This window comes from Sphingomicrobium arenosum (assembly GCF_026157085.1).
GTDB lineage: Bacteria > Pseudomonadota > Alphaproteobacteria > Sphingomonadales > Sphingomonadaceae > Sphingomicrobium > Sphingomicrobium arenosum.
In genome coordinates this window covers 777,923-789,859 of sequence record NZ_JANPVN010000001.1, presented here as the reverse complement: position 1 = coordinate 789,859, position 11,937 = coordinate 777,923, and the positions used below count along the sequence as shown (strand labels likewise).

Genomic DNA, 11,937 nt, shown 5'->3' with positions numbered 1-11,937 from the left:
TAGCAGCGCTTTTCGCCCCTTGCAACAGGAAGGTGAGAGGGGCAGTTGATGGTGTAGATCATGTACCAGCTCACACCCCACCCGGACCACCCCAGCGATGCGGTCGAGGCGATTACCGTCGGTATCGCCGCCGATGGTGAACATGTAGGGCTGACCTATCGCGTGACGGGCGATCTCGGCCGGCTGTTACTGCCGGGGCTGGGGCGATTGCGGCGCGAGGATCGGCTGTGGACGTCGACGTGCTTCGAGATTTTCCTTCGCTACGGCCCGGTCGGATATCGCGAGTATAATTTCGCCCCCGACGGGCGCTGGTCGGCCTATCGCTTTGCCAGCTATCGCCGTGCGCGCTCGAACCTCTCGCAGAAATGTCATATCGAGGCGCTTTACGACGATGACGCCTATGTGCTCTCCGCCCATATCCTCGGACAAGGCGTGGCAGGGCACGATATCGGCCTGTCGACCATTATCAAGGAACGCGATGGGCGCACGAGCTTCTGGGCGCTCGCTCACCCCGACGGCGATGCGGACTTTCATCACGACGCCTGTTTCGCGCTCAAAGGAGACGATTTGTGAAATTCGGTATCGACCGCCTGCTGGCCGACCCTGACCTGCGACGCGAACTGAAAGGCCGCCGCGTGGCGCTGTGCGCGCATCCGGCCTCGGTGACCGACAATCTGGTTCACTCGATGGATGCGCTGGCGATGCTCGACGACGTGGACCTCACCGCCGCCTTCGGCCCGCAACATGGCATCAAGGGCGACAAGCAGGACAATATGGTCGAGACGCAGGACGAAGTGGATCCCGTTCACGGCGTCCCCGTGTTCAGCCTCTATGGCGAGGTGCGCCGCCCGACCGGCCAGTCGATGGGGACCTTCGACGTCATCCTTATCGACCTGCAGGATCTCGGTTGCCGCATCTACACCTTCATCACCACGCTTCTCTACATCCTCGAGGAAGCGGCGAGCCACGGCAAGGAAGTGTGGGTGCTCGACCGCCCCAATCCGGCCGGTCGCCCGATCGAGGGGCTGACGCTGCTACCGGGCTACGAGAGCTTCGTCGGCGCAGGTCCCATCCCGATGCGCCACGGCCTCACGCTGGGCGAGCTCGGCCACTGGTTCATCAAGCATTACGATCTGGACGTCGCCTATCGGGTGATCGAGATGCACGGCTATGATCCCGAGGCCAGCCCCGGCTTCGGCTGGCCGACCGAGCGGCTGTGGATCAATCCCTCGCCCAATGCCCCCAACCTCAACATGGCGCGCGCTTATGCCGGCACGGTGATGCTCGAAGGCGCGACGCTGAGCGAGGGCAGGGGCACGACTCGCCCGCTCGAATTGTTCGGCGCGCCCGACATCAACGCGCGCACCGTGATCGCCGAGATGCAGCGCCTCGCCCCGCAATGGCTCGAAGGCTGCGCCCTACGCGAAACTTGGTTCGAACCGACCTTCCACAAGCATGTCGGCCAACTGTGCCACGGCGTCCACATCCACGCCGAGGGCAAATTCTACGACCACCACGCCTTCAAGCCATGGCGCATCCAAGCGCTGGGCTTCAAGGCGATCCGCAACATCTTCCCCGAATATGCCCTCTGGCGCGGGGAGGAGTTCAAATATGAATATACCGAAGGCCATCTCGCCATCGACATCATCAATGGCGGACCCGCCTTGCGCGAATGGGTCGATGACGAGGGCGCCGAGCCGGGCGATCTCGACGCGCTGACCATGCCCGACGAAAAAGCTTGGGAGGAGGAGCGCCGAGCGCATCTCCTCTACTGATCGCTACTGCTTGCGGCTCAATTCGCGCATGGCCGCGTCGAGGCCGTCGAGGGTCAGCGGATACATGCGATCATCCATCAATTGCTTGAGGATCCGCGTCGAATAGCTGTGGTTCCAATAGCCCTCGTTCATGGGGTTGAGCCACACCGCGCTTCTGTACTGGTCGGTCAGGCGCTGCATCCAGGTGGCGCCTGCCTCCTCGTTATAATGTTCGATCGCCCCGCCGGGATGGGTGATCTCGTACGGGCTCATCGAGGCATCGCCGACGATGACCAGCTTATGGTCGGGGCCGAACTTGTGGATGACGTCGAGCGTTTTCGTCTGATCGTCCCAGCGCCGCCTGTTCTCCTTCCACACGCCCTCGTAGATGCAGTTGTGGAAGTAGTAATGCTCGAGATGCTTGAATTCCGAGCGCGCCGCAGAAAACAGCTCCTCGACCTGTTTGATGTGCGGGTCCATCGATCCGCCGATATCAAGGAAGAGGAGGAGCTTGACGGCATTGTGCCGTTCAGGCCGCATCTTCACGTCGAGCCAGCCTTGCCTGGCGGTGCCTTCGATGGTGGAATCGAGGTCCAGTTCCTCTGCGGCGCCTTCGCGAGCGAAGCGGCGCAGTCGTTTCAGCGCGACCTGGATGTTGCGCGTTCCTAGCGCGACATCGCCGTCCAAGTCCTTGAACAGCCGCTTCTCCCAGATCTTGACCGCGCGACCATGTTTGCCCGGACCGCCGATGCGCACGCCCGCGGGATTGTATCCGCCATGACCGAAGGGGGAGGTGCCTCCCGTGCCGATCCACTTCGACCCGCCCTGATGGCGCCCTTCCTGTTCCTCAAGTCGCTTCCTCAGCGTCTCCATGATCTCGTCCCAATCGCCGAGCGCCTTCATCGCTTCCATTTCCTCTTCGGAAAAGAAGCGTTCGGCGACGGCCTTCAGCCATTCTTCGGGCAGATCGACGGGGCCGACCTCGCCGCCCTCGCGCGTCAGTCCCTTGAAGGTTTGCGCAAACACCTTGTCGAAGCGGTCGAGCATCTTCTCGTCCGACACATAGGTCGCGCGGGCGAGATAGTAAAAGGACGTGGGGTCTGCCTCGATCACCTCGCGATCGAGCGCTTCCAAAAGCATCAGATGCTCTTTCAGGCTGGCCCTGAAGCCGGCCGAGCGGAGCGCGTCGAGAAAGCCGATGAACATGGCGGAGGGCTTAGCTTTTCCTTCAACCGCAATCAAACGGGGCTGGTTAACGAATTGGTAGCCTGTGACCGTTTAAGGACATGATCATTACGGGTGAAAAAGGGATATGCGAGCATGGCCACCCACGGGATCGAAGAAGCCACTGAGAACGCCATTCGGCTGGTCGCGCGTGATTGCGGATCGCTCAGCCTCGAATGCAGCGACGTCGCGCAATATGTCGAGGCCGTGACCGAGCGCGTCTCGACGAGCCTGGAGACGTTGGACACTCTCGAGCAGGTGACCGAGCAGTTGATGCGCGACCAGGCCCGCGTGTCCGATTCGACCGACGAGGCGCGCATGCTCTCGCAGCAGGCCAAGGACAAGCTCGACAATGGTCGCGCCGCGATCGAAAGCACCATCGAGGGCTTTCGCGGGCTGACCGATCTGGTCGTCCAGCTGGGCGAACGCATGGCGGGCTTTGCGAGCGCGATGAACCAGGTGCAGTCGGTCTCGGCGACCATCGAGACCATTGCGCGCAAGACCAATATGCTCGCCCTCAACGCGACCATCGAGGCCGCGCGCGCCGGCGATGCCGGGCGCAGTTTCGCCGTCGTCGCCGCCGAGGTGAAGAAGCTGGCGCATGACACGCGCAGCGCCACCGGCCAGATCGCCGAAACGCTGGGCGAACTCACGCGCGAGGCCAATGCGGTCAACGAGGAAATCACCAGCGGCGTCAATCGCAGCCGCGCCGCGCAGGCCGGCATCAGCACGATCGGCGAGACCGTTCGCGAAGTCTCCGAAATCGTCACCATGGTGGATTCGCAGTCTGAAGGCATCGCCCAGTCGACCAGCCTCATCCAGACGAGCGTCGACCGGGTGAAGGCGGGCCTGACCGAATTCTCGGGCGGCGCACGCGCCAGCAACAGCGAACTCGTGCAAGCAAAGAAACGCCTCGATCATCTCGAGGAGATGGCCAACGAGATGCTCGACACGCTCGCCAATTCGGGCGCCGAGATTGATGATACGCCGTTCATCGCCCGGGCACAGGATGCCATGCGCGACATTCAGCAGATCATCGAGACGGCCATCGAACGTGGCGAGATCGATCTCGATGCCGTACTCGACCGCAATTATGTCGAGATCGCGGGGTCGAACCCCAAACAATATCGCAACGGCTTCTGCGATTTCGCAGACCGTCATCTCCAAGCGGTGCTCGATGCCTTCAAGGCAAGCGACAATCGCATCATCGCCTGCGCCATGACCGATGTGAACGGCTATCTGCCCACGCACCTGTCGGAACGAAGCCAACCGCAGGGCAGCGATCCGGTATGGAACGACAAGCATTGTCGCAACCGCCGCATCCTGATGGACGAAGCGACGCGCCGTGCGGTCGAAAGCGACAAGGCGGCGACGCTCTATACCTATCAGATGCAGCTCGGTACCGACAGCTTCCCCGTGAAGAACGTCTTCGTTCCGCTCTTCGTCAAGGGCCGCCGCTGGGGCAATTTCGAACTGGCCTATCGCGACACGGTGATCGGCTAGACGCTTACCACTCGCGCCGCGCCATCAGCCATTGCAGGATGAGCGCGGCGACGATTCCGCCGCCAAGCCCGAACGCCAGCGTCGCATCGGCGCGTGCGCTGCTCGAGGCCAGCTGGTTGGTGGCGAGAAGCCAGGGAAGATAGGCGCCCTGCCGGGATGCGGTCGCCGCCACCGACAGGAAGATGCCCCCGACCCCGATCAGCAGCGGCGGCACGAAGCTGCGGAAGTAGAGCGCGACCCCATATTGCACCACGAGCATCAGCAGGCTCGCCAAGGTCATGCGGGCGAGGATGTGGGCGAACACGCCGGCCTGCTCGGGCGCGGTCGCGAAGGCCGGATCGGTCGCGGCAAAGAGAAAGGCGAGCGCAACGCCGCCCACCCACAAGATCGCATGCCAGATCGCCATCGTGACGAAGGCGGCGCCCAGCTTGATGAGGAAGATGCGCTGGCGCACGCCGGGCAGGGCGAGAAGCGGATCCCATCCGCGCGGGCCATGCTCGAGCTGGGCGAGGACGACGGTTAGCGCGACAATTCCCAGCGGCAGCATCGCATAGGACCAGATACCGGCCAACGCGATGAGGAAATTGGCCGAGGCGGTCGCATCGGCGAACTTGGCGAGGAAGGCAAACAAGAGAACGAGCCCCGGCACCGCCAGCGACAGCGGCACGACCAGCGAGCGCTTGAGCTTACGCAATTCGGCCGCGACGAGCCCCGCGCTACGGACGGTGACGGGTTCAGGCCGCGGCGGCGATGCGTTCATGATAGAACTCCTCGAGATCGAATTGATGCGGGACAAGCCGCGACAGACTTACCCCGCGCGACAGCAGTGCGCGATTGAGGTCGCCGGCATCGAGGCCATCGGGCAGGCCGGTGCGCAGGCAGGAACCGATCTTTCGATAGGTCAGGCCCATGGCATCGAGTGCGCCCGGAAGATCATCGCGGCTTTCGAGGTCGACCTCGCGAGCGCCGTAGAGGAGGGGAGCGAGCGGCCCTTGGTGGATCAGTCGGCCCTTCGACATCAGGCCGATATGGGTCGCCACCCGTTGCAGCTCGGACAATAAATGCGAGCAGATGATCAGCGTGCGACCTTCGGCAAGCTCGCGCAGGAGTTGGCGCATGTCCCTGATTCCTTCCGGGTCGAGGCCGTTCAGGGGTTCGTCGAGGATCAGCAATGGAGGATCGCCGACCAGCGCGCGCGCCAGCCCGAGGCGCTGACGCATGCCTGTCGAAAAGCCGCCGACGCGGCGCGATCGCGCTTCGCCAAGCCCGACGCTGTCGAGCAGCGCGTCGACCGGCGCCTCGAGTCCCAGCGCCTGGCTGACCAGAAGCAGATGATCGCGCGCGGTCAGATGGTCGTAGAAGGCGCCGCCGGGGCTGTCGGCCATCGCTCCAACCAAGGGACGGCGCCGATGGTGGAGGGGGCGGCCGAAGAGATCGATCGTTCCGTTGGAGGGGCGCCTGAGCCCGAGGATCATGCGCACCGTCGTCGACTTGCCCGCCCCATTGGAGCCGAGGAAGCCATAAATACTGCCCCGCGGCACCGAAAGGTCGATGCCGTCGACCGCGACATGGCGACCGAACCGCTTGGTGAGCCCCGCGCTCGTTACCGCCATATCCATTGCTATTCCCTTATGCTAGCGTAACGACCTGTTGATCTTGCCGTTTGTCCATCGACACAGTCATAGGATAAGGGGTACATTTAAGTCTAACTTAAATTCGACGGACGGGAGAGGGAGGGCGATGGACGGCTGGAAATCCTTGACCACCTGGCTTGCGATGGCGGCGTTGTTCGTCTTCGCGGTGTTGATGGTGTTGAGCGCTGCGCAATTTTACGCGGTCAGCCAGCGCGGCGACCCGGCAAGCTGGGCGATATTGCTGCCCATGCCCTTCTATCTTTACGCGGTCGGCGCCATCTGGTGGTCGCTGCGGCGCATCGCGCACGGATCGGGTTTTGCGCCGTCGGTGGCGCGTTTGCTCCGCCGCGTCGGGCTGGCCCTGTTCGCGGGCGGGATCGTCGAGGTCTTCGGGCTCAACCTCTACACCTATCTCACCGTCGGCCGCTCGATCTACGAACTGGACATCACCGCGATCGTGATCGGCGTCGTCGGCGTCGGCCTGTACGCGGTTGCCGACCTTATCAATCGCGCCGGTGAGATGCGCGAAGAATTGGACAGCTTCATCTGATGGCGATCCGCATTACCCTCGATGCGCAGCTCGAGCGCACCGGCATGACCGGCAAGGATCTCGCCGAGGCCATCGGGCTTTCGCAAACGCAAATGAGCCTGTTCCGTTCGAACAAGGTCAAGGGCATTCGCTTTTCCACGCTGGCGGCGATGTGCGAGGTGCTGGGCTGCAAGCCGGGCGACCTGATCGATTATGACGCCGAACGCGAGGCGCTCGACTAGCGCCCCTCTCGTCGGGCGAGGAAGGCCAGCTTTTCGAACAGCATGACGTCCTGCTCGTTCTTGAGCAGCGCGCCATGGAGTGGCGGGATCGCTTTCGTCGGATCGGCATCGGCCAGCACCTCTAGCGGCATGTCTTCGTGCAGGATGAGCTTGAGCCAGTCGATCAGCTCGCTGGTCGACGGCTTCTTCTTCAATCCCGGCGTCTCGCGCACCTGGTAGAACAGGTCGAGCGCGCGGCGCACCAGCATCTTCTGGATGCCGGGGAAATGCACGTCGATGATCTCTTCCATCGTCTCCTTGTCGGGAAAGGCGATATAATGGAAGAAACAGCGGCGCAGGAAAGCGTCGGGCAGGTCCTTCTCGTTGTTCGAAGTGATGACGACCACCGGGCGCTCGGCAGCCTTCACCGTCTCGCCGGTTTCGTAGACATGGAATTCCATGCGATCGAGCTCCTGCAGGAGGTCGTTCGGAAATTCGATGTCGGCCTTGTCGATCTCGTCGATCAACAGGACGGGAAGCTCCTGCGAAGTGAACGCCTCCCACAATTTGCCCTTGCGGATATAGTTGGAAATGTCGTGCACGCGCTCTTCGCCGAGCTGGCCGTCGCGAAGGCGGGCGACGGCGTCATATTCGTAGAGACCCTGCACCGCACGGGTGGTCGACTTGACGTGCCATTCGATCAGCGGCGCGTCGATCGCTTTGGCGATCTCATGCGCGAGCACGGTCTTGCCCGTGCCGGGCTCTCCCTTGACCAGCAGCGGTCGGCGCAGCGCCACGGCGGCATTGACCGCGACCTTGAGGTCGTCGGTGGCGACATAATCTTCGGTGCCCTTGAATTTCATTCCGCCTGACTATGGCGCGCGATCGAGGAAGGCAAGGCGAGCCTGCGACCAGTCGCCGGTCGAATAGCGATAGGCGACGGACCGGTGGATGCGGTAGAGTAGGTGCTCATTCTCGGAGGATGCAGTGCCATGAAAAAATTGTTGCTGATCGCCGGACTACTGTCCTTGAGCGGATGCATGGGAAGCAACATGGGGTGCTTTGCAAGCGCGAGTCAGCCTATCCCGGTCGAACCCAATGGGGGCCCGGGTACGCACTGCTAAATCGTCAGCGGAAGGCGAAGACGTCGGTACCGCAAGTCGTTGCGGGCGATGACTGACGCTCGGCAGACCTCAGGCGAGGCCGTCGACCTTGTCACGGGCCGCCGCGCGGGCTTCGAGCAGGTCGAACAGACCGCGATGCTGGAGCAGGAGTTGCTCGGCTCCGAAGGCAAAGGCCCGGCTCTGGGCCATCCCGTCCACCGTCTGGGCGAGCGCCTTGCCGGCGCCGTCATCAGGCAGGCTGCATTCAGGCTCGTCGAGACCCTGGCGCTCGGCAACCCGATTGAGCAGCAGGCGCATCGCGCTCCAATCGGCGACGAGCGCGGCCGCGGAGCCCAGCGCGCAGCCATTGCGCTCCGAACGCCCCAGCGTCTCGATGGCATGGCGCTGAGACTTCAAGGCATTTTCGGTCTGGGCCGCGCCGCTGGTGGAGGGCAGGGGGCCCACCGCAGCCGTCAGTGACACGAGGAAGTGGCGTTCGTGCTCGAACGCGGTAACGCTTTGCATCATCCAATCGCGCTGCCCGCCGGCGCCGACGCGGCCGAGCGCGGTCTCGATCATCGTGGGATGGCAGGCATAGAGATTGCACAGGCAATGAACGAAGTCGGCGAGGTCGCGCGTGGTCGACAGCGTGTCGCCGGTCAGGAGGCGCTGATGGTGCGCATGAAGCACCGTGCCACTGGCCTGCAGCACATCGAAGGACGTGAGGGCCGGTGCGGAGGGATCCCGTCCGATATTCGCAGGCGCCACCATCATTTCGTCTCCCTCGTAACCTAAATATCGCAATCATCTGGTGGTGGGATGAAAAGCGCTAGCATCTGCCAATTAAGAGCCGGTTACCAGGTCGGAAACCTTTTGGTCAGAGGCGTTAATTTCCGACCCGAAACGGGACAGGAATGACCTGCAGACAAAAAGACGGGACAGACGCGAGGGGGCGTCTGTCCCGTCCACGGGGGGCAATCTTGGCGGATGCCACAGCGCTAGGCGCGCTGGCGGCAGGCCGATCAGGCGGCGTCGCTGATGGCAAGGTCGCTATTCGCGGGCTGGCCGGCGCGGGGCAGGGCGCTCTTGCCGTCTGCCGCCACGGTTGCTGGCGAGCGATCCTTGAAGAGCAAGCGCGAGGCGAGCACGACGAGGCCGAGACCAACATAAGTGATGGCGACCTCAACCGGGAACCAGAAGAGCGGCAGGATCAGCGCGACGCGCAGAATGTTCGGGTTGAAGCCGAAATCCTCGCCCAGCGCCTGGCAGATGCCGAAAATCGTATCGTTGCGCAGGAAGATATTGCCGTTCATCATGTTTCCCTCATCGACGGGCGGTGAATTCCGCCTTGCCGAACTCTTTGCATTCATCGTGCCAAATCGACCGAAGCCACGACTTCCGGGCTTTTCTCTCGAACCGACTGCTATGGATGGTGGGATTTCCCACCATGGCTTGGCGCAGATGCCACATAGTTGTGCATCGCAACAAATCAATGAATGCGGCATGAAAAAGTGCCGCCCGCTTCGATGAACGGGCGGCACCTTGCGATCAGTGGTCAAACGCTACGGACTTAGGTCCGTTGTACAGTCTCAGCTTTTTTCAGCGCTTCCAACAAGACGTATCCGATTGCGAAATGTCCATCGAGAGTAATGACTCTAAAAAAGCCGTCGCCCGTCTTGGAGACGCTGTTTTTCCGCTTACTGGTCAAGGAAGCTGCGCATCTTGCGACTGCGGCTCGGATGCTTGAGCTTGCGCAGCGCCTTGGCCTCGATCTGGCGGATGCGTTCGCGGGTCACGCTGAATTGCTGGCCGACTTCCTCGAGCGTGTGATCGGTGTTCATGCCGATGCCGAAGCGCATGCGCAGCACGCGTTCTTCGCGCGGGGTAAGGCTAGCGAGCACTCGGGTGACGGTTTCCTTGAGGTTCGACTGGATCGCCGCATCGACCGGGATGACGGCATTCTTGTCCTCAATGAAGTCGCCGAGGTGCGAATCCTCCTCGTCGCCGATCGGCGTTTCGAGGCTGATCGGTTCCTTGGCGATCTTCATCACCTTGCGCACCTTCTCGAGCGGCATCGACAGGCGTTCGGCCAATTCTTCCGGCGTCGGCTCGCGGCCGGTTTCGTGGAGGAACTGGCGGCTGGTGCGCACCAGCTTGTTGATCGTCTCGATCATGTGGACCGGGATGCGGATGGTGCGCGCCTGGTCGGCGATCGAGCGGGTGATCGCCTGGCGGATCCACCAGGTCGCATAGGTCGAGAATTTGTAGCCGCGGCGGTATTCGAACTTATCGACCGCCTTCATCAGACCGATATTGCCTTCCTGGATGAGGTCGAGGAACTGCAGGCCGCGGTTGGTGTACTTCTTGGCGATCGAGATGACGAGGCGCAGGTTGGCCTCGACCATTTCCTTCTTGGCGATGCGCGCCTCGCGTTCGCCCTTCTGGACCTGGTTCACGATGCGGCGGAATTCGGGCAGGCTCATGCCGGTCAGTTGCGCGATTTCCGCGATCTCGCCGCGAATGCGCGCGACCGTCTCGGATTCGTTCGACGCGAAGCTGGCCCATTTCTTGTCGATCTTGGCGACACGATCGAGCCAGGCGTCGTCGAGCTCATTGCCCTCATATTCCTCGAGGAAGCTCCTGCGCGACACGCGGTGGCGTTCGGCTAGGCGCAGCATCTGGCCGCCGAGCGTCATCAGGCGCCGGTTGTAGCCATAGAGCTGGTCGACGAGCATCTCGATCTTGGCATTGTGGAATTGCATCGATTCCACCAGCGCGGTCAGCTCACCCGACAGCTGCTGATATTTCTTTTCCTTCGCCGCGGTCAGTTCCTCGCCCGCCTCAAGTGCGGTGAGGCGCTCGGTCTGCAACTTGGAGAATTTCTTGAAGACCGAGGTGATCTCGGCAAATTTCTCGATGGCGGTGGGCTTCAGCGCTTCTTCCATCTGCGCAAGGCTGAGGGTGTTGTCTTCCTCTTCTTCCTCGCGACGCTTGCGCGCGGCGGCGCCGGCGTCCTCGCCTTCCTCGCCGTCTTCTGATTCGTCCTCGTCCTCGTCTTCGTCCTCGGCGATCGTCGGGCCGGCATTCTCCTCGGAGATCTCGCCGTCGTCGTCGTCGCCCTCGCTCTTCTCGAGCTGTTCCTGCGTCGGTCCCTTGGAAATCATCGCCTCGAGATCGAGGATCTCGCGCAGCTGCATGGTCTCCTCGTTGAGATTGTTCGACCATTCGATGATGGCGTTGAAGGTGATCGGGCTTTCGCACAGGCCCCAGATCATGAAGTCGCGGCCGGCCTCGATGCGCTTGGCGATGGCGATCTCGCCCTCGCGGGAGAGCAGTTCGACCGCGCCCATCTCGCGCAGGTACATGCGTACCGGGTCATCGGTACGGTCGGCGCGTTCCTTGGTATTGGTGGTGGCCTTGACCTTTTCGGGCTTGGAATCGTCGGCCGAGATTTCCTCGACGTCGTTATCGCCGTCGCCGTCCTCGTCATCCTCGTCATTTTCGACGATGTTGATGCCCATCTCGGAGATGGCCGTCATCGCATCCTCGATCTGGTCGGGGCTCATCTGGTCGCTGGGCAGCGCCTCGTTCACCTCGTCATAGGTGAGGATGCCACGCTTCTTGCCGCGCGCGAGGAGCTTCTTGATCGCGGCATTGTTGAGGTCGATCAGCGGCTGGTCGCCGTCTTCCTTGGTGTCGTTGTCGGTCTTGGCCATAGATTTCAAAACTTCAATCTTTCCATGCAGGTCGGCGTCCACCGGCCTGTCGGTTGCATCCTCGCAAAGTCCACCGCGCTCGACGTGCGCGGGCACTTCATCGCCAGCCTCCCGTTCCAAACGCTTCGATCGGGCGCGAAGTGCCAAGCGGCCCAGCCCTTTCGATCGGTCTCGCCTGCCACGATCCCATGAGCGCGCGGGACGGGATGTCCAGCATCGTCGTTCGCCAATATGGGAAGATGCCCCCCGGGAT

12 protein-coding genes are annotated in these 11,937 nt (G+C 62.4%); 5 read left to right on the top strand and 7 right to left on the bottom strand.

Annotated features, from left to right (window positions below; genetic code table 11):
• Window positions 1-60: 60 nt before the first annotated feature.
• Window positions 61-573, top strand: coding sequence for a DOMON domain-containing protein (locus tag NUW51_RS03715; protein WP_265562888.1), 513 nt, complete (start codon window positions 61-63; stop codon window positions 571-573).
• Window positions 570-1,775: an exo-beta-N-acetylmuramidase NamZ family protein gene (locus NUW51_RS03710; RefSeq protein ID WP_265562886.1), complete on the top strand. Its 1,206-nt coding sequence runs from the start codon at window positions 570-572 to the stop codon at window positions 1,773-1,775. The genes NUW51_RS03715 and NUW51_RS03710 overlap by 4 nt, the downstream gene beginning before the upstream one ends.
• 3 nt (window positions 1,776-1,778) lie before the next feature.
• On the opposite strand, the gene NUW51_RS03705 is transcribed toward NUW51_RS03710, so the two are convergent.
• Window positions 1,779-2,960 carry a vWA domain-containing protein gene (locus NUW51_RS03705; protein WP_265562884.1) on the bottom strand — a complete coding sequence of 394 codons (1,182 nt, stop codon included), beginning with the start codon at window positions 2,958-2,960 and terminating at the stop codon, window positions 1,779-1,781.
• A gap of 114 nt (window positions 2,961-3,074) precedes the next feature.
• Between NUW51_RS03705 and NUW51_RS03700 the strand changes: the two genes are divergently transcribed.
• Window positions 3,075-4,481 (top strand): methyl-accepting chemotaxis protein, encoded by a 1,407-nt coding sequence (locus NUW51_RS03700; protein ID WP_265562882.1) that lies wholly within the window; start codon window positions 3,075-3,077, stop codon window positions 4,479-4,481.
• Window positions 4,482-4,485: 4 nt separating this feature from the next.
• Here the strand turns inward: NUW51_RS03700 and NUW51_RS03695 are convergent, their stop codons facing one another.
• Together NUW51_RS03695 and NUW51_RS03690 are read right to left on the bottom strand one after the other, a co-directional pair.
• The gene (locus NUW51_RS03695) at window positions 4,486-5,241 is read right to left on the bottom strand and encodes an ABC transporter permease (RefSeq protein ID WP_265562880.1); all 756 of its coding nucleotides are present in this window, start codon (window positions 5,239-5,241) and stop codon (window positions 4,486-4,488) included.
• Complete coding sequence (locus NUW51_RS03690; protein ID WP_265562878.1) at window positions 5,216-6,100, bottom strand: ABC transporter ATP-binding protein; 885 nt, start codon at window positions 6,098-6,100, stop codon at window positions 5,216-5,218. The genes NUW51_RS03695 and NUW51_RS03690 overlap by 26 nt, the downstream gene beginning before the upstream one ends.
• Before the next feature lie 139 nt (window positions 6,101-6,239).
• Here NUW51_RS03690 and NUW51_RS03685 point away from each other — a divergent pair, with 139 nt between their 5' ends.
• A complete protein-coding gene (locus NUW51_RS03685) occupies window positions 6,240-6,665 on the top strand; it encodes a DUF2975 domain-containing protein (protein ID WP_265562875.1) in 426 nt (141 codons plus the stop codon).
• Window positions 6,665-6,886 (top strand): helix-turn-helix domain-containing protein, encoded by a 222-nt coding sequence (locus NUW51_RS03680; RefSeq protein ID WP_265562873.1) that lies wholly within the window; start codon window positions 6,665-6,667, stop codon window positions 6,884-6,886. Before NUW51_RS03685 ends, NUW51_RS03680 begins: the two co-directional genes overlap by 1 nt.
• On the opposite strand, the gene NUW51_RS03675 is transcribed toward NUW51_RS03680, so the two are convergent.
• The 4 genes from NUW51_RS03675 to rpoD form a co-directional block, all read right to left on the bottom strand.
• On the bottom strand, window positions 6,883-7,728 hold the full coding sequence (locus NUW51_RS03675; protein ID WP_265562871.1) for an AAA family ATPase: 846 nt from the start codon (window positions 7,726-7,728) through the stop codon (window positions 6,883-6,885). The two genes, NUW51_RS03680 and NUW51_RS03675, sit on opposite strands and share 4 nt — an antisense overlap.
• 330 nt (window positions 7,729-8,058) lie before the next feature.
• Complete coding sequence (locus NUW51_RS03670) at window positions 8,059-8,742, bottom strand: DUF6975 family protein (protein ID WP_265562869.1); 684 nt, start codon at window positions 8,740-8,742, stop codon at window positions 8,059-8,061.
• Window positions 8,743-8,990: 248 nt separating this feature from the next.
• Complete coding sequence (locus NUW51_RS03665; RefSeq protein ID WP_265562867.1) at window positions 8,991-9,284, bottom strand: PspC domain-containing protein; 294 nt, start codon at window positions 9,282-9,284, stop codon at window positions 8,991-8,993.
• Window positions 9,285-9,665: 381 nt separating this feature from the next.
• On the bottom strand, window positions 9,666-11,684 hold the full coding sequence (gene rpoD / locus NUW51_RS03660) for an RNA polymerase sigma factor RpoD (RefSeq protein ID WP_265562865.1): 2,019 nt from the start codon (window positions 11,682-11,684) through the stop codon (window positions 9,666-9,668).
• Window positions 11,685-11,937: the final 253 nt, after the last annotated feature.

Bases quoted from the DNA above. Each gene is read 5' to 3' on its own strand.
- NUW51_RS03715 (WP_265562888.1), top strand. From the start codon at position 61: ATGTACCAGCTCACACCCCACCCGGACCACCCCAGCGATGCGGTCGAG.
- NUW51_RS03705 (WP_265562884.1), bottom strand. From the start codon at position 2,960: ATGTTCATCGGCTTTCTCGACGCGCTCCGCTCGGCCGGCTTCAGGGCC.
- NUW51_RS03700 (WP_265562882.1), top strand. From the start codon at position 3,075: ATGGCCACCCACGGGATCGAAGAAGCCACTGAGAACGCCATTCGGCTG.
- NUW51_RS03695 (WP_265562880.1), bottom strand. From the start codon at position 5,241: ATGAACGCATCGCCGCCGCGGCCTGAACCCGTCACCGTCCGTAGCGCG.
- NUW51_RS03690 (WP_265562878.1), bottom strand. From the start codon at position 6,100: ATGGATATGGCGGTAACGAGCGCGGGGCTCACCAAGCGGTTCGGTCGC.
- NUW51_RS03680 (WP_265562873.1), top strand. From the start codon at position 6,665: ATGGCGATCCGCATTACCCTCGATGCGCAGCTCGAGCGCACCGGCATG.
- NUW51_RS03675 (WP_265562871.1), bottom strand. From the start codon at position 7,728: ATGAAATTCAAGGGCACCGAAGATTATGTCGCCACCGACGACCTCAAG.
- NUW51_RS03670 (WP_265562869.1), bottom strand. From the start codon at position 8,742: ATGATGGTGGCGCCTGCGAATATCGGACGGGATCCCTCCGCACCGGCC.
- NUW51_RS03665 (WP_265562867.1), bottom strand. From the start codon at position 9,284: ATGATGAACGGCAATATCTTCCTGCGCAACGATACGATTTTCGGCATC.
- rpoD (WP_265562865.1), bottom strand. From the start codon at position 11,684: ATGGCCAAGACCGACAACGACACCAAGGAAGACGGCGACCAGCCGCTG.